General features: G+C 66.1%; 17 protein-coding genes and 1 pseudogene. 9 read left to right on the top strand and 9 right to left on the bottom strand.

Annotation, left to right across the window (positions count from 1 at the left end; all coding sequences use genetic code 11):
* The 3 genes from A5733_RS19415 to A5733_RS19405 all read left to right on the top strand — a co-directional run bounded on the left by A5733_RS19415 (window position 1) and on the right by A5733_RS19405 (window position 1,609).
* Window positions 1–390, top strand: coding sequence for a lipoprotein LpqH (locus A5733_RS19415; protein ID WP_233152736.1), 390 nt, complete (start codon window positions 1–3; stop codon window positions 388–390).
* Between the two features lie 74 nt (window positions 391–464).
* Window positions 465–695, top strand: coding sequence for a hypothetical protein (locus A5733_RS19410; protein WP_076241310.1), 231 nt, complete (start codon window positions 465–467; stop codon window positions 693–695).
* A gap of 80 nt (window positions 696–775) precedes the next feature.
* Window positions 776–1,609: a class I SAM-dependent methyltransferase gene (locus tag A5733_RS19405; protein ID WP_076241309.1), complete on the top strand. Its 834-nt coding sequence runs from the start codon at window positions 776–778 to the stop codon at window positions 1,607–1,609.
* Between the two features lie 12 nt (window positions 1,610–1,621).
* Here A5733_RS19405 and A5733_RS19400 read toward each other — a convergent pair whose 3' ends face one another.
* Window positions 1,622–2,011 carry a MerR family transcriptional regulator gene (locus tag A5733_RS19400; protein WP_076241308.1) on the bottom strand — a complete coding sequence of 130 codons (390 nt, stop codon included), beginning with the start codon at window positions 2,009–2,011 and terminating at the stop codon, window positions 1,622–1,624.
* A 58-nt stretch (window positions 2,012–2,069) separates the two neighbouring features.
* On the opposite strand from A5733_RS19400, the pseudogene A5733_RS19395 reads away from it, so the two are divergent.
* Window positions 2,070–2,501: pseudogene (locus A5733_RS19395) on the top strand (PPOX class F420-dependent oxidoreductase); the annotation flags it as partial.
* Between the two features lie 20 nt (window positions 2,502–2,521).
* Here the strand turns inward: A5733_RS19395 and dnaE are convergent.
* From dnaE to lspA, 5 genes are all read right to left on the bottom strand, one after another.
* Window positions 2,522–6,070: a DNA polymerase III subunit alpha gene (dnaE, locus tag A5733_RS19390; RefSeq protein ID WP_076241306.1), complete on the bottom strand. Its 3,549-nt coding sequence runs from the start codon at window positions 6,068–6,070 to the stop codon at window positions 2,522–2,524.
* Window positions 6,071–6,082: 12 nt separating this feature from the next.
* The gene (locus A5733_RS19385) at window positions 6,083–6,787 is read right to left on the bottom strand and encodes a TetR/AcrR family transcriptional regulator (RefSeq protein ID WP_076241305.1); all 705 of its coding nucleotides are present in this window, start codon (window positions 6,785–6,787) and stop codon (window positions 6,083–6,085) included.
* Between the two features lie 67 nt (window positions 6,788–6,854).
* The gene (rarD, locus tag A5733_RS19380) at window positions 6,855–7,754 is read right to left on the bottom strand and encodes an EamA family transporter RarD (protein ID WP_076241323.1); all 900 of its coding nucleotides are present in this window, start codon (window positions 7,752–7,754) and stop codon (window positions 6,855–6,857) included.
* 50 nt (window positions 7,755–7,804) lie between these two features.
* The gene (locus tag A5733_RS19375) at window positions 7,805–8,728 is read right to left on the bottom strand and encodes an RluA family pseudouridine synthase (protein ID WP_067776512.1); all 924 of its coding nucleotides are present in this window, start codon (window positions 8,726–8,728) and stop codon (window positions 7,805–7,807) included.
* On the bottom strand, window positions 8,728–9,354 hold the full coding sequence (gene lspA / locus A5733_RS19370; RefSeq protein ID WP_233152735.1) for a signal peptidase II: 627 nt from the start codon (window positions 9,352–9,354) through the stop codon (window positions 8,728–8,730). The genes A5733_RS19375 and lspA overlap by 1 nt, the downstream gene beginning before the upstream one ends.
* Window positions 9,355–9,429: 75 nt before the next feature.
* Here lspA and A5733_RS19365 point away from each other — a divergent pair, with 75 nt between their 5' ends.
* A complete protein-coding gene (locus A5733_RS19365; protein ID WP_233152734.1) occupies window positions 9,430–10,401 on the top strand; it encodes an asparaginase in 972 nt (323 codons plus the stop codon).
* A gap of 23 nt (window positions 10,402–10,424) precedes the next feature.
* Window positions 10,425–10,895, top strand: coding sequence for a hypothetical protein (locus A5733_RS19360; protein ID WP_369830957.1), 471 nt, complete (start codon window positions 10,425–10,427; stop codon window positions 10,893–10,895).
* Window positions 10,896–10,902: 7 nt separating this feature from the next.
* Here the strand turns inward: A5733_RS19360 and A5733_RS19355 are convergent, their stop codons facing one another.
* Window positions 10,903–12,273 carry a DNA polymerase IV gene (locus A5733_RS19355; RefSeq protein ID WP_076241302.1) on the bottom strand — a complete coding sequence of 457 codons (1,371 nt, stop codon included), beginning with the start codon at window positions 12,271–12,273 and terminating at the stop codon, window positions 10,903–10,905.
* 33 nt (window positions 12,274–12,306) lie between these two features.
* Between A5733_RS19355 and A5733_RS19350 the strand changes: the two genes are divergently transcribed.
* A complete protein-coding gene (locus A5733_RS19350) occupies window positions 12,307–12,528 on the top strand; it encodes an RNA-binding S4 domain-containing protein (protein ID WP_076241301.1) in 222 nt (73 codons plus the stop codon).
* Window positions 12,529–12,583: 55 nt separating this feature from the next.
* On the opposite strand, the gene ileS is transcribed toward A5733_RS19350, so the two are convergent.
* Complete coding sequence (gene ileS, locus A5733_RS19345; RefSeq protein ID WP_076241300.1) at window positions 12,584–15,727, bottom strand: isoleucine--tRNA ligase; 3,144 nt, start codon at window positions 15,725–15,727, stop codon at window positions 12,584–12,586.
* 244 nt (window positions 15,728–15,971) lie between these two features.
* Complete coding sequence (locus A5733_RS19340; RefSeq protein ID WP_076241299.1) at window positions 15,972–16,535, bottom strand: hypothetical protein; 564 nt, start codon at window positions 16,533–16,535, stop codon at window positions 15,972–15,974.
* Between the two features lie 136 nt (window positions 16,536–16,671).
* Between A5733_RS19340 and A5733_RS19335 the strand changes: the two genes are divergently transcribed.
* Together A5733_RS19335 and A5733_RS19330 are read left to right on the top strand one after the other, a co-directional pair.
* Window positions 16,672–17,040 carry a transcriptional regulator gene (locus A5733_RS19335; protein ID WP_076241321.1) on the top strand — a complete coding sequence of 123 codons (369 nt, stop codon included), beginning with the start codon at window positions 16,672–16,674 and terminating at the stop codon, window positions 17,038–17,040.
* Window positions 17,041–17,051: 11 nt separating this feature from the next.
* Window positions 17,052–17,786, top strand: coding sequence for a hypothetical protein (locus A5733_RS19330; protein ID WP_076241298.1), 735 nt, complete (start codon window positions 17,052–17,054; stop codon window positions 17,784–17,786).
* The last annotated feature ends 86 nt before the right edge of the window (window positions 17,787–17,872 follow it).

The raw sequence follows: 17,872 nt of genomic DNA, 5'->3' as shown, positions 1-17,872 counted from the left end.
GTGACGGCCCCGGCCGTGGCCGTGGCTGCCTGCGCGAGCCCCACCGAAGTCCCTGCCGGCGCCTTGACCGCGCGGATGGTGATCGATAACAAGGAAACATCCGCGACGTATCCGGTCGACTGCACGCAGCGAGGCTGGCTCTGGACCATCGAGACCCTGCCGCAAACACCCGGCTTCACGGCAATCGTAGAGACGGGCGGCGCTGTCGAGCCCAAGGTGATGCGGATCCACGACTTGGCGGGGTTTACCGGTAGCGCGGCGGACGACGCCCTCGCCGGCGCGGAAATGGAGGGAACGACCATCCGGGTCAGCGGCACCGCGCATGGCGCCTTCGCCGATCGTCCTACCAAGCCGGCCGAGGTTCAGTTCGAGATGGAAGCCCACTGCTGAGGCCCCGATAACCGGATACCCCTCATTCCGTGTTTCGGGTAGCCGAAATCTTTCTTGCGAGCTATCGTCAATGTATGACCGCGGCCGGGAACTTTCGCAACGCCACCTTCCGGGCTGATCACCAGGTCGACATCGCCGGGGTGCCCTGGCCGGCCTACAAATTGATCGCCCTGTCGATCGGTGCCCTGGTGCTGCTGGGCGTCGGCGTGGTCACGATGAGCGCGGCACCTGCCGTTCTCGCTGCGAGCGCGGCCACCCTTGTGGTGTGGCTGGGCCTCGGCCACTCGTCCCCCTCGGGTCACTGACGTTCGAGCCGCGTAATGGCAAGTGCGGTAAACCTTTTCGGCGAATCGTTCAGCCACGGACCAGGAGTACCGTCGGACTCGTGGGAATCGCTACGACTGGCCTGGCGCCGGTAGAAGAAACCGCATTCTTGACCCTGTACGCCAGGGCGCTCGACAGCCGATGGGCCCGGCCGATCCTCGGCGACGCACTGGCAGATCGGGCGGTCGGCGAACTCGACTACGACTTCGCCGGCTTGGGCGTGCAGACCAGTATGGTGTGCCAGACGGCGTTGCGGGCCAAGATGCTCGATGCCCGGGTCCGCGCGTTCGTGGCCGAGCATCCCGACGCGGTCGTCGTAGACCTCGGAGGCGGCCTCGACAGTGGCGTACACCGGGTAGCGCCGCCGGCGACGGTCGACTGGTACAGCGTCGACCTGCCTGGGGTCAGCGAACTGCGGGGGCGCGTGATTCCGCCACTCCCCCAGGCCCACATCGTCGTCGCATCACTGGACGACCCGGACTGGACCGATCCGATCCCGTCCGATCGGCCCACCATCTTGGTGGCGGACGGACTGTTCGCATTCCTTTCCGAGCCGGTGATCATCGGCATCTTCCAAAAGATCACCCAACACTTCGACTCCGGCGAGGTGGCCTTCAACGACTACGGCCGCATCGGTTGGATCAGCCGGGCGGCACTCAAACTGTTTCCGGCCAAGATGTTCAAAGACGTCGAGAGCCAGTGGGGATACCCCGGATTCAAGGATGCTCACCATCCCGAAACATGGAATCCACGACTGCACCTGGTCGAGGAGACCAGCCTTACCCGCCAGCCCGAGGTCGACCTCTTCCCCCGCTGGGTGCGCATTGCCACTCGAGCCTCAGCCCTCAGCAAGGCGACAGCCCGCAAAGCGCGGATCCTGCGGTACCGGTTCTGACCGCTTGCTCCGTCAGGTCGGCACCGCCGCGTGAATGCCACAGGTACACGCATCGATGGACGGGCACGTGCACTGCATGCCCCACTCGATGATCGCCCTGGCTTGCGCCAGCGCACTCATCTGCTCATTGATCTGGGAGAGCTTGGCCTGAGCCAGGACCCGCGCAGCCGGCCGCCCGGGGGCGTCGTCGTCCATCAGCACGACGATGTCGTCGAGCGTGAATCCTGCGCTCTTGCAGAGCCGGATCACCTCCAGCCGCACGAGCACCGACTCCTGGTAACGCCGCTGCCCACCGACGCGCTCCGGAGCCGGGAGCAGACCCAGCTGTTCGTAATAACGCAGCGCGGTCTGCGCGACGCCCGCCCGACGGGCCACCTCACCGATGGTCAGCCGTTCGCTCACCGTGAACTCCTCACCGCGGACTTGACTTAGAGTCAACTCTAAGTTGTTGACTCGTGGCATGTCATCCACCGACACCTTGAACCGAACCCGTTACGCGGTCCTACGCAGCTTCCGTCGTGACGGTTCGCCCGTCGACACCCCGATCTGGTTCGCCGTCGAGGACGACCGAAGCATCGTCTTCCGGACGAAGCGGGGCCCAAAGACCAAACGCCTGAGCGCAAACCCAGAAGTCGAGCTCATCGCCTGCGACTATCGCGGTCGCATCACCGACGGCATTCGTCTGCACGGCCGGGCTTCGATGCTGTCGGGCGCGCCGGCACAGCAGGCCAACCGTGCGCTGCACCGGCGCTACGGCTGGCAGTGGAACATCGTGCCGCTGCTGAAGATCCCCGGTGTCACCAACGTGCACCGGGACCTCCCGCTACGCGAAAAGCTACGCCGCGCGCGGATGCGTGAAGTGTGGCCTGACAGCGCCATCGTTCGCGTCGAGTTGACGCCGGACTCCCCCGGCTACCCCAGGCAACCGGGGCCCAGCAGCGCCTTGAGGTCACCCATCAAGGCCGACGACGGAGTGACGCGCAGCGACTGATCCAACTCCAGCGTGGTGATCCGCTCACCGCTGATCAGCCGCAGATGCACCTGGGACGTGCCGGGGTGGTTGGCCAGCACCTGCTTGAGCGCACTGACCTTGTCGATCGTGCACTGCCTCGTGGGCAGGCTGACCGCCAGCGGACGGTCAGCCTGGGCGCTGCTGAAGTCGGGCACGACGAGCTCGTGGGCGATCAGCGAGATCCGGTCGTCGCGCGCGGCCACCTTCGCCTTGACCAGCACCACCACGTCGTCGGCGATCTCGTGACCGAACAGCGAATAGGTCTGCGGGAAGAACAGAACCTCGATACCACCGGTGAGGTCTTCCAATTGAGCTGACGCCCAAGGCAAGCCGTTCTTGTTCACGCGACGGTTGACCGAGGCCAGGATGCCGCCGACCACCACCTGCGCATCGTTGGCGACATCGCCGTCGAGGATCGCCGGAATCTGGGTGTCGACCTGGTTGGCCAACAGATGCGCGACGCCGTTGAGCGGATGCCCGGACACGTACAGCCCCAGCATCTCGCGTTCGAGGGCGAGCTTGTGCTTGTCCTCCCACTCCTCTTCCGGCACACGGATGGTGAACACAGCGTCCGTGCCGCCGCCGTCATCGGTGCCACCGAAAAGGTCGAACTGGCCCATCGCTTCGGCCTTCTTGGTGCCGAGCACCGAATCGACCGCATCGGTGTGCACCAGGAACAGCCCCTTGCGGGGATGGCCGAGCGAGTCGAACGCGCCTGCCTTCACCAATGATTCGGTGACCTTCTTGTTGCAGGCCGCGATGTCGATCTTGTTGAGGTAGTCGGAGAAGTCGGCGTACTTGCCCTTCTCGGTACGGGTATTGATGAGCGAGGCAACGACATTCGCGCCGACGTTGCGGATCGCGCCCAGACCGAACCGGATGTCGTCGCCCACCGAGGCGAAGTTCTGCACCGACTCGTTGACGTCGGGTGGCAGCACGGTGATGCCGAGCCGGCGGCAGTCGGCGAGGTAGACCGCGGCCTTGTCCTTGTCGTCACCGACGGAGGTGAGCAGACCGGCCATGTACTCGGCCGGGTAGTTCGCCTTCAGGTACGCCGTCCAGTAGGACACGAGACCGTAACCGGCCGCGTGGGACTTGTTGAACGCGTATCCGGCGAACGGAAGGATGGTGTCCCACAAGGCTTTCACCGCGGCCTCGGAGAACCCGTTGGCGGTCATCCCTTCCTTGAAGCCCTTGTACTCGGCTTCGAGCACCTCAAGCTTCTTCTTGCCCATGGCCTTTCGGAGCGCGTCGGCCTTACCCATGGTGTAGGAGGCGACCTTCTGCGCGATGAACATGATCTGCTCTTGGTAGACGATCAGGCCGTAGGTCTCGGCGAGGATGTCCTTGAGCGGTTCCTCGAGCTCGGGGTGGATGGGTTTGATCGCCTGTCGGCCGTTCTTGCGGTCGGCGTAATCATTGTGGGCGTTCATGCCCATCGGACCGGGACGGTACAGCGCGAGCACCGCCACGATGTCGTTGAATCCGGTGGGCTGCATGCGCCGCAGCAGGTCGCGCATGGCACTGCCGTCGAGCTGGAACACGCCCAGGGTGTCACCGCGGCCGAGCAGCTCGTAGGCCGCCGGATCGTCGAACGGCAGCGTGTCCAGGTCCAGGTCGATCCCGCGGTTGGCCTTGATGTTCTCCAGGCAGTCACCGATGATCGTCAGGTTCCGCAGGCCGAGGAAGTCCATCTTCAGCAGGCCGATGGCCTCGCACGACGGATAGTCCCAACCGGTGATGACCGCGCCGTCCTGGGGCCGCTTCCAGAGCGGGATCGCGTCGATAAGCGGCTCGGAGCTCATGATCACCGCACACGCGTGCACACCCGCGTTGCGGACCAGGCCTTCCAGACCACGCGCGGTCTCGAAGATGGTCCGGACATCCGGATCGGTGTCGATCAGCGCCCGGACCTCGGCGGCTTCCTTGTACCGCTCGTGGTTGGGATCGGTGATCCCCGAGACCGGGATGTCCTTGGCCATGATGGGCGGCGGCAGCGCCTTGGTGATCCGGTCGGCGATCGCAAAACCCGGCTGGCCGTAATGCACGCGGGCCGAATCCTTCAGCGCCGCCTTGGTTTTGATGGTACCGAAGGTGATGACCTGGGCCACCCGGTCACTACCCCACTTGTTGGCGGCGTAGCGCAGCATCTCGCCGCGGCGGCGGTCGTCGAAGTCGATGTCGATATCGGGGGCCGACGGACGTTCCGGGTTGAGGAACCGCTCGAACAGCAGACCGTGCGGGATGGGGTCGATGTTGGTGATGCCCAGCGCGTAGGCCACGAGTGAGCCGGCGGCCGACCCACGACCCGGGCCCACCCGGATCCCGACCGACCGGGCGTAGTTGATCAGGTCGGCCACGATCAGGAAGTAGGAGGGAAAACCCTTCTCGCAGATGACCTTGATCTCGTAGGCCGCGCGGTCGGTGTATTCGGTGGGCACCGTGGCGCCCCGAAATCGGCGCTCAAGGCCGGCCTGCACCTCATGGGTGAGCCACGAGTTCTGGTCATGGCCGTCGGGAACCGGGAACACCGGCATCCGGTCGGTGGGCGTCCACACGTCGGCGTAGGACTGCACCCGCTCGCCGATGAGCACCGTGGAATCACACGCGCCGGGCACCTGGGAGTCCCACAGGGCCCGCATCTCCTCGGCCGACTTGAGGTAGTAACCGTCGCCGTCGAACTTGAAGCGGTTCGGATCCGACAAGGTCTTGCCGGTCTGGATGCACAGCAGCGCCTCGTGGTTCTGCGAGGCCTCCCGCGTCACGTAGTGGCAGTCGTTGGTGGCCAGTGGCGGGATGCCCAGCTTCTGCCCGATTTCCAGCAGGCCTTCACGGACCCGGCGCTCGATGTCGAGGCCGTGGTCCATGAGCTCCAGGAAGAAGTTGTCGGGACCGAAGATCTCGCGCCATTTGGCGGCCGCCTCCAGCGCCTCCTGGCGGTGGCCGAGCCGCAGCCGGGTCTGCACCTCACCCGACGGACAACCCGTCGTGGCGATGATCCCCTCGGCGTGCTCGGCGATGATCTCGGCGTCCATGCGGGCCCACTTGCCGAGCTGCCCCTCGAAGGAGGCCAGCGACGAGAGTTTGAACAGGTTGCGCAGACCCGTCGCGTTCTCGGCGACCATCGTCATGTGGGTGTAGGCACCGCTACCCGAGACGTCGTCACCCTTCTGACTCGGGTCACCCCACTGGACACGTTTGGTCTCGAAACGAGAGGCGGGCGCGATGTACGCCTCGATACCGATGATCGGCTTGATACCGGCCTTGGTCGCGGAGTTGTAGAACTCGCTGGCCCCGAACATGTTGCCGTGGTCGGTCATTCCGATGGCCGGCATGCCGAGACGCTGCGCCTCGGCCAGCATCGGAGTGATCTTCGCGGCGCCGTCCAGCATCGAGTACTCGGTGTGGTTGTGCAGGTGGACAAAGGAGCCCGAAGATGAACCGCTCATAGGGCTGCCAGTCTATTGCGCCCCACCGACACCGCCGCGCGTGTCGCAACGCGTGTCTTTGGCGGCGGGCCGGCGCGATCCGCCAGACTCGGACAGCAAGCCGTTTCCGATCACGAGATGAAGTTGCTTGGCAATCTCGGGAAGGTCCACCGAACGGCGCTGCCAACCGGTGTAGGCCCCCACGCCCCACACCATCGCGTACAGCAGCTCCACCAGAACCGCCGGATCGGTGTGCGGCGGCAGTTCGCGGCGCTCGACGGCCTGGACGATCACCTCACTCAGGAAGTCACGGGTGGCCGCGACGGTGACCGCGGGCAGCTCGGGGTGGCGAAGCGCTTCCAGCCGGGCATTGACCAGGAATCCGACCACCGCCCGGTCGTGTTGCCAGACCGCGACCACCGCCTCGACATACGCACGTAACCGATCCATCGCTAATTCATGCTTTTTCGCGATACGAATGCACTCGTCGACCACCTCGTGCGCGCGCGTGAGCAGGGCGCGGTAGAGCTCGTCGCGACTCGAGAAGTAGTAGTTCAGCGTGGGACGACTCAGCCCGCTGCGCTTGGCGATCTCCTGGAACGTCGTCGCGGCGTAGCCGCGCTCGTTCATGACGTCGTAGGCCGTTCGCAGGATGCGTTCACGGGTTTGCGCGGCATCGGCACCGACCGGTCGGCCGGGCCCTCGACGGCCACGCGGGTGTGCGCCTTGCGGAGTCATCGAGCAAACCCTATTGCATAGCTAAATCAAGGTCAAAAGTCCCACTCGCAAACGGCAGGGCCAGAATTCAGGAGGACAGTGGCTGGGCCCGGGCCCGGCCGGTGTCGTCCCGCCCTGGTTCGGCCGGCCGTTTGGGCAGCACACCGATGGTCATGATCAGCAGCGCGAGCCAGATCAAAGCGAACCCGATCCACCGGCCCGGCGGCATCGGCTCATGGCCGATGAACACACCCCATGCCATCTGCAGGCCAGGGTTGAGGTAGAACAGCAGCCCCAGCGTCACCATCGGAAGGCGTTGCGCGGCGGCGGCGAACAGGAGCAACGGCACGGCGGTGACCGGACCGGCCAGGAGCAACAATGCCGCGTGCCCGGGGCCATGGTCGAGGAAGTTTGCACCGCCGGTCAGTTCCAGCGCGAGCAGATAACCGGCGGCCAGCGGAAGGGCCAGCAACGTCTCTACGGCCACGCTCACTCTCGGATCGGCCTGGACCACTTTCTTGACCAGGCCGTAGAGGCCGAACGAGAGCGCCAGCGTGACCGCAATGTAGGGCGGTGCTCCCACGCCGACGGTCAGAATCACCACTGCGCCGACCGCGAGCAGCAACGCGACCGCCTGCCATCGGGTGATCCGCTCGCGGAACACCAATACGCCCAACAGCACACTGACCAGAGGATTGATGAAGTACCCGAGAGCGGCATCCACGACGTGACCGGTCGTGACGGCGTAGATGTAGGTTCCCCAGTTCAGCGAGATCAGAGCCGCTGCCGCGGCCAGTTGCAACCAGGTCCGCCACCGCAACCGGCGCAGATCCCCGAGACGTCGGCCTGCCGCGAGCACCAGCACGAGGAACACGGCACTCCAGACGATGCGGTGAGCCAGCACCTCAAGCGCACCCGCGGGCAGCAGGAGCAGGAAGAATCCGGGGCACAATCCCCACCAGATGTACGCCCCGGCGCCGTACAGCACCCCGGAACGCCCCGCGCCCGCCGGCTTCTGGCCCGCGTCGCCACCCACGGCTAGTGGCGACGGAGCACGTCGAGCGCGGCCTGCAGGTCAGCCGGGTACGGGCTGGTGATCTCGATGCGCCGGCCGTCGGCCGGATGCGCAAAGGCAAGTGACCGCGCATGCAACCATTGCCGTTCGAGCCCAAGCTTTTTGGCGAGCGTCGGGTCGGCTCCGTAGGTCATGTCGCCACAACAGGGGTGATGCAGCGCCGCGAAGTGCACGCGGATCTGGTGGGTCCGGCCCGTCTCCAACTCGATATCGAGCAGGCTGGCGGCCTGGAACGCCTCCAGGGTGTCGTAGTGGGTGATGCTGTGTCGGCCGCCGTCGACGACCGCGAACTTCCAGTCATGGCCCCGGTGCCGCCCGATCGGCGCATCGATGGTCCCGCTCGACGGGTCGGGGTGGCCCTGCACGAGGGCGTGGTACCGCTTGTCGACCGTGCGTTGCTTGAACGCTCGCTTGAGCACCGTGTACGCCCGTTCCGACAGCGCCACCACCATGACACCGGACGTGCCGACATCGAGTCGGTGCACGATGCCCTGCCGCTCGTGGATGCCCGACGTGCTGATCCGGAACCCGGCCGCGGCCAGCCCGCCCAACACAGTGGGCCCGTGCCAGCCGACCGTGGCGTGCGCGGCCACACCGGGCGGCTTGTCCACCGCGACGATGTCGGCGTCGGAGTAGAGGATGTCCATGCCCTCGATGTCGACCGGGGTGTTCTCGACGGGGGCCGGCGGCTCGGGCAACCGGACCTCCAACCAGGCGCCCGCGACGAGTTTGTCGGACTTGGCTGCGGGGGCACCGTCGAGGTCGACGCCGCCGTCCTCGGCCAGGGCGGCCACCGCGGTACGGGACAGCCCGAGCAGCCGGGCCAACCCGGCGTCGACTCGCATTCCCGCCAGGCCCTCGGGCACCGGCATCGATCGGGTCGTCACTATGACGTCTCGGCCTGGCCGCCGACTGCGCTCGACTCGTCGGAGGGGGTCGCTGACTCCCGGTCGCCCTCGGTGTCGGTCTTGGTGTCGGGGCGTCGGCGACCGACGGTGTCGAAGTCGAAGCCGAACAACGACAAGGCCACCAGCAGGATCGCGCCACCGACCACCGCCGGATCGGCGACGTTGAACACCGGCCACCAGCCGACCGAGAAGAAATCGACGACGTGGCCGCGCAGCGGACCGGGCGCCCGGAAGAAACGATCGATCAGGTTTCCGGTCGCGCCGCCCAGGATCATGCCGAGGCCGAGCGCCCACCACGGAGACACCAGTCGACGACCCATCCAGACGATGCCGATCACCACACCCGTCGCGATGAGCGTCAGAACCCAGGTGTATCCGGTCGCCATCGAGAACGCCGCGCCGGAGTTGCGCACCAACGTCCAGGTGACCGTGTCGCCGATGATCGACACCGGTTGACCCGGCGTCAGTAACCGAACCGCAAGCACCTTGGTCACGACGTCGACGAACAGCACCACTGCCGCCACGGTGAGCAGTAGGCGCAGTCGCCGGCGAGGCCGGGCAACGGCCGCTGAGGACGATTTCGTGTCCCCGGTTGCGTCGGTCACCGGCTCTACCGGGCCTGACGATTCATCAGTCACTCTCCCATCATCCCAAACAGTTGATGCGCGACAATCTGCACCGTGACCCAGACCTCGACGGTGCCCGCCCCGCCGGCCGAGCGCATCGTCGTCATCACGACCGGCGGCACGATCTCCACCAGCACCGACGACGCCGGAATTCGACATCCCAGGCGTACCGGAGCCGAATTGACGGCCGGTTTGGCGCCCGGCCTCGAGGTCGAGGTAATCGACCTGATGACGGTGGACAGCGCGCTGCTCACCCCTGCCGACTGGGACGCGATCGCCGCCGCAGTGGCGGCGGCCTCGACCCGGGCGGACGGCATCGTGGTGACCCACGGCACCGACACCATGGAGGAAACCGCGCTCTGGCTCGAACTCGGCTACCACGGTGATGTGCCGGTGGTGCTGACTGGGTCGCAGCGTAGTGCCGATGCCCCGGACAGCGACGGACCGGACAACCTGCGTGACGCGATCGCGGTCGCCTCCAGTTCCCAGGCCCGCGGACTCGGCGTCGTGGTGAGCTTCGCCGGGACCGTGTGGCAACCGCTGGGCCTGCGCAAGCGCCATACCTGGGAGTTGAACGCGTTCACGGGCACTGCACTCGCCACGATCACCGCCGGCGCCTGTGACGTGTCCGCGGCCAAGCACGGCGCATTCCTGGGCGAGCTGTCCGCGGCGACGGCCCCTCGCGTCGACATCGTTGCCGCCTATCCCGGCGGTGACGCGGCCGCCCTGGACGCCTGCGTCGCCGCCGGGGCATCAGCCGTCGTCATCGAGGCGGTGGGTTCGGGGAATGCCGGCGCCGCGTTGATCGACGGGGTGCGTAGGCACTGCCGAAACGGCGTGCTCGTCGCGATAACGACCCGGGTCCCCGACGGTCCGGTCGCCGCGCAGTACGGGCCCGGACAACAGCTCGTCGACGCCGGTGCGGTGATGGCGCCCCGACTGCGCACGCCCCAGGCCCGGGTACTCCTGATGGCGGCGTTGGCCGCGGGCCGGCCGGTTGACGAAGTCTTCGAGGCCTGGGGTTGACGGCCTGTGCTCAAATAGAGAACGTGCGATTCCACATTGCGGCGGCGGTGGCCGTCAGCGTCCTCGCGCTCGGACCCGCCCCGACCGCGGCGGCGTGGCCGTGGGCGCCGCCACCGGGGGTCGAGGACATCGACGCGTACCCGATCGCGGAGGGTAACTACACCTCGCCCACCGACTTTTACGGGCTGTACTTCCAGACCCCGGACGGTCGGTTCTGTGGAATCCTGCCCAACCGCGGTCCGGTCGGCTGCGACGCGGTGCCCGCGGATGCGCCGGAGGGCATGACCCAGACCTTCGTCGAGGCCGGTGGACCGGCTTCCTATCGCCATTCGGGGACCAAGCTGTTCACCCGTGACGTCGACGTGCTGCCCGCGGGTCACCGACTGGAGAACTGGGGAGCCGCCTGCGGTGTCACCCATGACGGCACACTGATCTGTAAAACCTCTGGCCGGCACGGCTTTTCGTTGGATCGCGACACTGGATTTCTCTGGTAGGCGAGGTTCAATCGGTCAGTCCGGCCAGATAATCGCCCCAGTCCAAGCTGTCGATCGGGTTGGCGCGCGCGAGCCCCGGCGTGTCCGCGGGAAACGTTCGAGCGATACCGGGTCCGCTGGCGCGGGTCTCGAAACGCACCGTCATCACGCCGTGTCCGGCGCCCTGAATCCAGCCGTGGCCGTGATCGGGGTGCTCCACATCATCACCGATGCGCCAACCGGCCGGCGAGCCAGCCGCTGTCCCGGCCTCGGATACTGTCTGCTCGGGGATGTCGACCACATCGTCGAGTCGCTCGAGATCTGGGAACAACGACTCCTGCCGGATTTCAGACAAGCCCGAAAAACCCACTCCGACAAGTCGGATCGGACCGACCTCGACCGGGTCGAGCAACAGACGATGGGCCGTGCCGATCAACGTGGAAGCCTCGGTGGTGGCATACGCCAGGGTGGCCGAGCGGGTCAGCGTGCTCATGTCGGACTTCTTGAGCTTGACCGTCACGGTGCGCGCGCCCCGTCCGTCCTTGGCCAGGCGCCGGTGGGCATGCTCGCCGATCGGGCCGATCGCTTCCTGCAACTGACGCAGCGTGGTGAGGTCTTCGGGAAACGTCGACTCCGCGCTGATCTGCTTGGCCTCGGCCCGCTCGGCCACCGGGCGGTCGTCGATCCCCTGCGCCAGCCGGTGCAGCGCCGGCCCCACCGTGGTGCCCAGCACGCTGGCCGCCTCGGTATCCGACAGCGCGGCCAATGCTCCGACCGTCTCGATGCCCAACCGGTGCAACTTCTCCTCGGCCACCGGCCCGATACCCCACAACTTGCGCACCGGCAGCCCGTCGAGCAACAGGGCTTCCTCGTCGCGACGGATGATCCGGATGCCGTCGGGCTTGGCCAGACCCGACGCGATCTTGGCCATCTGTTTTCCGGATCCGGCTCCCACCGAGGCCACCAACCCGGTCTGCTCACGCACCTTGGCCCGCAACTGCTGACAGAACCACTCGACGTCGGCCGCGGACGCACCGGCCAGCTCCTCGGGTTCCCCAAATGCCTCGTCGAACGACAACTGTTCGAGCACCGGTATGACGCTGCGGACGGTGTCCAGCGCTCGACGACTGGCCACGCCGTACACCGCACCCCGCGGCGGCAACACCACTGCCGGTGCGCCGACGAGCCGGCGGGCCTGATGCATCGGCATCGCCGAGCGCGCACCGTAGCGACGCGCCTCATAACTGGCGCCGGCCACCACGCCGCGTCCACCCAGACCACCGACAAGGACGGGCCGGCCACGCAGGGTGGGCCGGGTCAGCTGCTCGACCGACGCGAAGAACGCGTCCATGTCCAGGTGCAGGACCCAGCGTCCGCCCGCTTTCTCGGCGCCACCCATGGCTGCTGATGCTATGGCGCTAGCCTGACGTGCATGACGCCGGACGACGTATCGATCAGGGACGACTCGATTCGCCTCGGGCAGTTCCTCAAGCTCGCCTCTCTGATCGACAGCGGTGCCGACGCCAAAGCCGTCATCGCCGATGGCCTGGTCAGCGTCAACGGCGAGGTCGAGTACCGCCGGGGCCGCCAGCTGCACGACGGTGACGAGGTCAGCCTGGCCGGTCGGATGGCCCGGGTCCTACGCCGAGTGTGAACTTCATTTCGAAGAAAGCGTGAAATCTCGCCATCAAGTTCACGTTCGGCGCGATTCACGCCTTGGCGATCGCGACCCGCACCCCGTCGCCGATGTCGGTGCCATCGGCGACGTCACCGAAATCGAAACTGGTGGCCAGGATCTCACCGGCGATCAGATCACGATGGGCACGCGCCCACGGCTCGAACTGGGCCGGCACCGACATCTGCACCACGATCCGATCGGATACCTCCAGACCGGTGGACTTGCGCAGCTCCTGTAGTTCACGGATGCGGTCCTTGGCCCAGCCCTCGGCCTCGAGCTCCTCGGTGACCGTGCCGTCGAGGACCACCAGGCCCGCACCACCGGGCAGCGCCGCAGTCCACTCCGGATCAGCCGCAACCAGTTTGGCGGTGTACTCCTCGGGCTGCAGCACCACCGGACCGGCGGTCAGCGTGCCGTCGGGGTTGACCACGCCCTCCCCCGCCTTGACCGCCTTGATCGCGGCCTGCACGTCCTTGCCGATGCGGGGACCCGCGACACGGGCGTTGACCGCCAGGTCGAACTTGCCGTAGGTGTCGATGTCGTCGGTCAGCTCGACGGTCTTGACGTTGAGCTCGTCGGCGATCAGGTCGGCGAACGGGGCCAGCGCGGCCGGGTTCACCGACTTGTCCAGAGCCACAGTCAACTTGGGCAGCGGCAACCGCACCCGCAGCTTCTTGGCCTTGCGCAGTGAGGAGCCCACCGAGCACACCTCGCGCACCTGGTCCATCGCCGCCACCAGATCGGCATCCTTGGGCAGGATGTCGGCTTCCGGCCAGTCGGTCAGATGCACCGAACGCTCACCGGTCAGGCCGCGCCAGATCACCTCGGTGGCCAGCGGCAACAGCGGCGCGGCCAGTCGGCAGGTCACCTCCAGCACGGTGTGCAGGGTGTCGATGGCGTCGGCATCTTCTTCCCAGAACCGCGAACGTGACCGGCGCACATACCAGTTCGTCAACGCCTCGGTGAACTGCCGCAGCTCGTCACACGCCCCGGAGATGTCGCAGGTGTCCAGCGACACGGTGAGGTCGTCACGCAGCTGGGCGAGCTTGGCCAGGATGTAGCGATCCAGCACGTTGGCCGAATCGGTGCGCCACGAGCCCTTCTTCGGCGCGTACAGCGCCAGGAAGCTGTAGGCATTCCACAACGGCAGCAGCACCTGTCGCACGCCTTCACGGATGCCCTGTTCGGTGACGATCAGGTTGCCACCGCGCAGAATCGGCGACGCCATCAGGAACCAGCGCATGGCATCGGACCCGTCACGGTCGAACACCTCGGACACATCGGGGTAGTTGCGCAGCGACTTGCTCATCTTTTGACCGTCGTTGCCCAGGACAATCCCGTGTGCCACACAGGTTTTGAAGGCCGGCTTGTCGAAGAGTGCGGTGGCCAGCACATGCATGGTGTAGAACCAGCCGCGGGTCTGGCCGATGTATTCGACGATGAAATCGCCCGGGAAATGGGTGTCGAACCAATCTTGGTTCTCGAACGGGTAGTGCACCTGCGCATAGGGCATCGACCCGGAGTCGAACCACACGTCGAATACATCCTCGATGCGGCGCATGGTGGACTTGCCAGTCGGATCGTCGGGGTTGGGCCGGGTCAGCTCGTCGATGAACGGCCGGTGCAGATCGGTCGGCCGCACCCCGAAATCGCGCTCGAGCTCGTCGAGGCTGCCGTAGACGTCGATCCTCGGATAGGCCGGATCATCCGATTTCCACACCGGGATGGGGCTGCCCCAGTAGCGATTTCGGGATACCGACCAGTCGCGGGCATTGGCCAGCCATTTGCCGAACTGTCCATCCTTGACGTGTTCGGGATACCAGGTGATCTGCTGGTTGAGCTCGACCATCCGGTCCCGGAACTCGGTGACCTTGATGAACCACGACGAGACCGCGCGGTAGATCAACGGATTACGGCACCGCCAGCAGTGCGGGTAGGAGTGCTCGTAGGTCTCGTGCCGCAATAGCACCGCCCCGTTGGCTGCGGCCGACCCGTCACCGTTCTTGAGATCCCGGATGATCTGAGAGTTCGCCTCGAAGACCTGCTGACCCGCGTAATCGGGCACCGAGCTGTCGAAGCGTCCCTTCGAATCCACCGGCGTGACCGCGACGATGTCGGCGGTGTCCGCGGTGGCCTTGTCGTCCTCGCCATAGGCCGGGGCCATGTGCACGATGCCGGTGCCGTCCTCGGTACTGACGAAGTCGGCGGCCAGCACCTGGAAAGAGTTGGGTGCGTCCATGAAGTAGGTGAACGGCGGCAGGTAGTGCGTCCCCAGCAGATCCCGGCCGGCGTAGCTGCCCAGCACCTCGGGTTCCTCGCCGAGCTCCCGGGCATAGGCGGCGAGCCGGGCCTGCGCCAGGACATAACGCCGGCCGTCGGGTCCCTGTACCTGCACGTAATCGATGTCCGGGTGGACGGCCACGGCCTGATTGGACGGCAATGTCCATGGCGTCGTCGTCCAGATCAACAGGTGCGCACCCTTGAGCGGGCCGTCGGTCACGGTGAAGCCCACCGTCACCGCCGGATCCTGGCGGCTCTGGTAGACGTCGTCGTCCATGCGGAGCTCATGGTTGGACAGCGGGGTCTCGTCGTTCCAGCAGTACGGCAGGACGCGGTTGCCCTCGTAGGCCAGCCCCTTGTCCCACAGCTGTTTGAAGGCCCAGATCACCGACTCCATGAAGGTCAGGTCCAGGGTTTTGTAGTCGTTGTCGAAGTCCACCCAGCGGGCCTGGCGGGTGACATAGGCCCGCCACTCGTCGGTGTACTTCAGCACCGAGGCGCGGCAGGCCGCGTTGAACGTCTCGATGCCCATCTCTTCGATCTGGGCCTTGTCGGCGATGCCCAGCTGGCGTTGCACCTCGAGTTCGGCGGGCAGGCCGTGGGTGTCCCAGCCGAACCGGCGCTCCACCTTGTAGCCGCGCATGGTGCGGTAGCGGGGCACGATGTCTTTGACATAGCCGGTCAACAGGTGGCCGTAGTGCGGCAGTCCGTTGGCGAAGGGCGGGCCGTCATAGAAGACGTATTCGGGCGCGCCGGCGCGTCTTTCCAGGCTGGCCCGGAAGGTGTCGTCGGCGGCCCAGTAGTCGAGTACCTCGAGTTCCCGCTCGGGGAAATTCGGGGCGGCCGGTTTGGGGTAGGCCGGGTTCGAGTTGGTCGGCTGGGAAGAGGCAGTCACGTCGTCTCCTGTGCCTATGACGCTTCCAGGCACGGGGACGACGTTGCACGGGTGCGCAAGCGCCGCGGTACCACCCCGCTTACGCGTTGTCCTGCAACGCGCCGCTCAACTCGGGCGATCACGGGCCCACCCGTCCGGTTCTACTGGGCATCAAAGCCGTTCTTCCGGAAGCTCCCCGGTGATGGCCGGATCAACGCCGCTGCACCAAGTCTAATGAGGACCGCAAATCGCGATGCGGCCACACCTATCCCGAGGTGAGCTCGATCAGCGCCAGCGGGAACTGTTCGGCCAATTCCTCGATTGTGCACCGGTCGAATCCCCGGGTGTCGAATCGCCAGTGCAGACGCATGGCCGCGGCGCCGGGTTCGACGTGGACGGCCAGTGGCGATCCGCCCTGGTCGACCGTCAGGCCCTGGCCGTACGCAACGCTGACATCCGCCGTCAGGTGGGCGGCACTGTCACTTGTCGGGTAAGCGGCCGCCAGCAGTTCCGGGCCGGAAAGGCCGCGCCGGGACACACAGGGCACTCCGATCCGGCGAACGTCGGTGCCTGCGGGGCCACTGACGATGTCCACGCTCAACATGCCTTCACCGATCGTCCGGGCCACCGCGCGGCCCAACGCTGCCAGCACCAACTCCTCGGCAGTGCATCCCATGGCCACCTGGGCTCCGCGAAGTTCCTCAGTCAGCACGTCGTCCAATGAACTGGACACCGTGGCCAGGTCAGCACGGCATGGTCGTCCGGGGATGCCGTAGTCGACTATCCACGAACTCGCGCCGGGTGCATCTCGCAAGACGGAAACAGACATATCTGTAACGGTAAACCAGCGAGTCCCAGAAATGGGAGACCCGTGCCAAAACTCTGACATTGCTGTCAATAAGATGGCAGCTGTTTCGCCGCGGTTCACGGTGACCAAATGCCGGGACGAGGTTTATGGTGTTCAAATGCCGCGAACCGACGAGAACGGCAGGCAACTCAAGGCCCTGCTCGACTACCTTCTGGATGGCGAAGTCGACGCCAAGGCCGTCTACAGCGCATTGGGCGTGTCGAGCAGCACGTACTACCGGCGGATCAAAGAAGCCGACTATCCCAACGCCGAAGAACTGCGCCACGTCGCCGATCGCTTTCGCCTCAGCTATCCGGACCTGCAGATCCGGTTCGGGCTGATGAGCCATGAGGAAGTCTGGCACTACATGGAATCAGCGCCCGTCACCGTAGAAGCCGGCAACACGGTCATCCGCCACCGGCCCGCTGTTCATCGACGCCCGAAACTGTCCCAACTCACGCCGCGGCCCGACGCGCCACCGCTCTGAGCAGAGTTTCGATGTCCGTCGCCACGCTCATCGCCATCACCCTCGGCTGCATCCTGTGGAGCCTGTGGATCCGACGAGTCACTTGGTCCTGCCGATGGGAAGTGGCCGCCACCCTCAACATCGCGCTCCAAGGCGCGGCGGTACTGCTGATGTCACCGTGGGCGTCGAGCACGATCGGTCCTGTCCTGTACGACCTGACCGGCAAGTGGAACCTTGAGGATTACATCGGCCACGACTGTTACATCGTCGCCGCGTCGGCCATCGTCTACAACTCACTGGGCCGGCTCCAGGACGACAACGCCATGCAGCGGTCGTTCAAGCAGTACGTCGAACGCCCGGCGACGATCTGCATCCCGGTGCTGCTGGCCACCTTCTCACTGGGCAACGGAGCCGCGGTGTACCGGCCGGACTTCTTCCAGGTGCCCACCGACTTCTGGCTGAGCGCCTACTGGATCCTGCTCTGCGGCACGTTGCTCTACCTGCTCGGTTACGGTGCCCGCGCCATGCTGGTGCTGCGCCAGGACCCGCGGTCCCGGCGGATCGCCAACATCTATCTGTTCGCCTCGGCCAGCGGGATGCTCGCCTGCACGATCCGCATCGTCACAGCGTTGGTGCCGTCCCTGCAACCGATCGAAAACGGCCGACTGGTATGGATTTTCGCGTGCGGCTGCGGTGCGATTTTCGCCCTGACCTCGGCGCACTCCTGGCGGATCAAGACACGATGGTTGGAGTCGAGTAATCGGTGACGTCGAGAGCTCACCGTATTGCAGGTACCGACCGCTGCGGTTGCGCCCGCCCGTAGGATCGAAAAGTGCCGACGCAGACCGAACGT

This window comes from Mycobacterium sp. NS-7484, assembly GCF_001953975.1.
Lineage (GTDB): Bacteria > Actinomycetota > Actinomycetes > Mycobacteriales > Mycobacteriaceae > Mycobacterium.
Note: the sequence above shows the minus strand (reverse complement) of the source record. Positions and strands in the feature narration are given on the sequence as shown.

Coding starts and splice junctions, on each gene's coding strand:
- A5733_RS19410 (WP_076241310.1), top strand. CDS start 465: ATGACCGCGGCCGGGAACTTTCGCAACGCCACCTTCCGGGCTGATCAC.
- A5733_RS19355 (WP_076241302.1), bottom strand. CDS start 12,273: ATGGGTGGCGCCGAGAAAGCGGGCGGACGCTGGGTCCTGCACCTGGAC.
- A5733_RS19385 (WP_076241305.1), bottom strand. CDS start 6,787: ATGACTCCGCAAGGCGCACACCCGCGTGGCCGTCGAGGGCCCGGCCGA.
- A5733_RS19340 (WP_076241299.1), bottom strand. CDS start 16,535: ATGTCTGTTTCCGTCTTGCGAGATGCACCCGGCGCGAGTTCGTGGATA.
- dnaE (WP_076241306.1), bottom strand. CDS start 6,070: ATGAGCGGTTCATCTTCGGGCTCCTTTGTCCACCTGCACAACCACACC.
- A5733_RS19330 (WP_076241298.1), top strand. CDS start 17,052: ATGTCCGTCGCCACGCTCATCGCCATCACCCTCGGCTGCATCCTGTGG.
- A5733_RS19350 (WP_076241301.1), top strand. CDS start 12,307: ATGACGCCGGACGACGTATCGATCAGGGACGACTCGATTCGCCTCGGG.
- A5733_RS19335 (WP_076241321.1), top strand. CDS start 16,672: ATGCCGCGAACCGACGAGAACGGCAGGCAACTCAAGGCCCTGCTCGAC.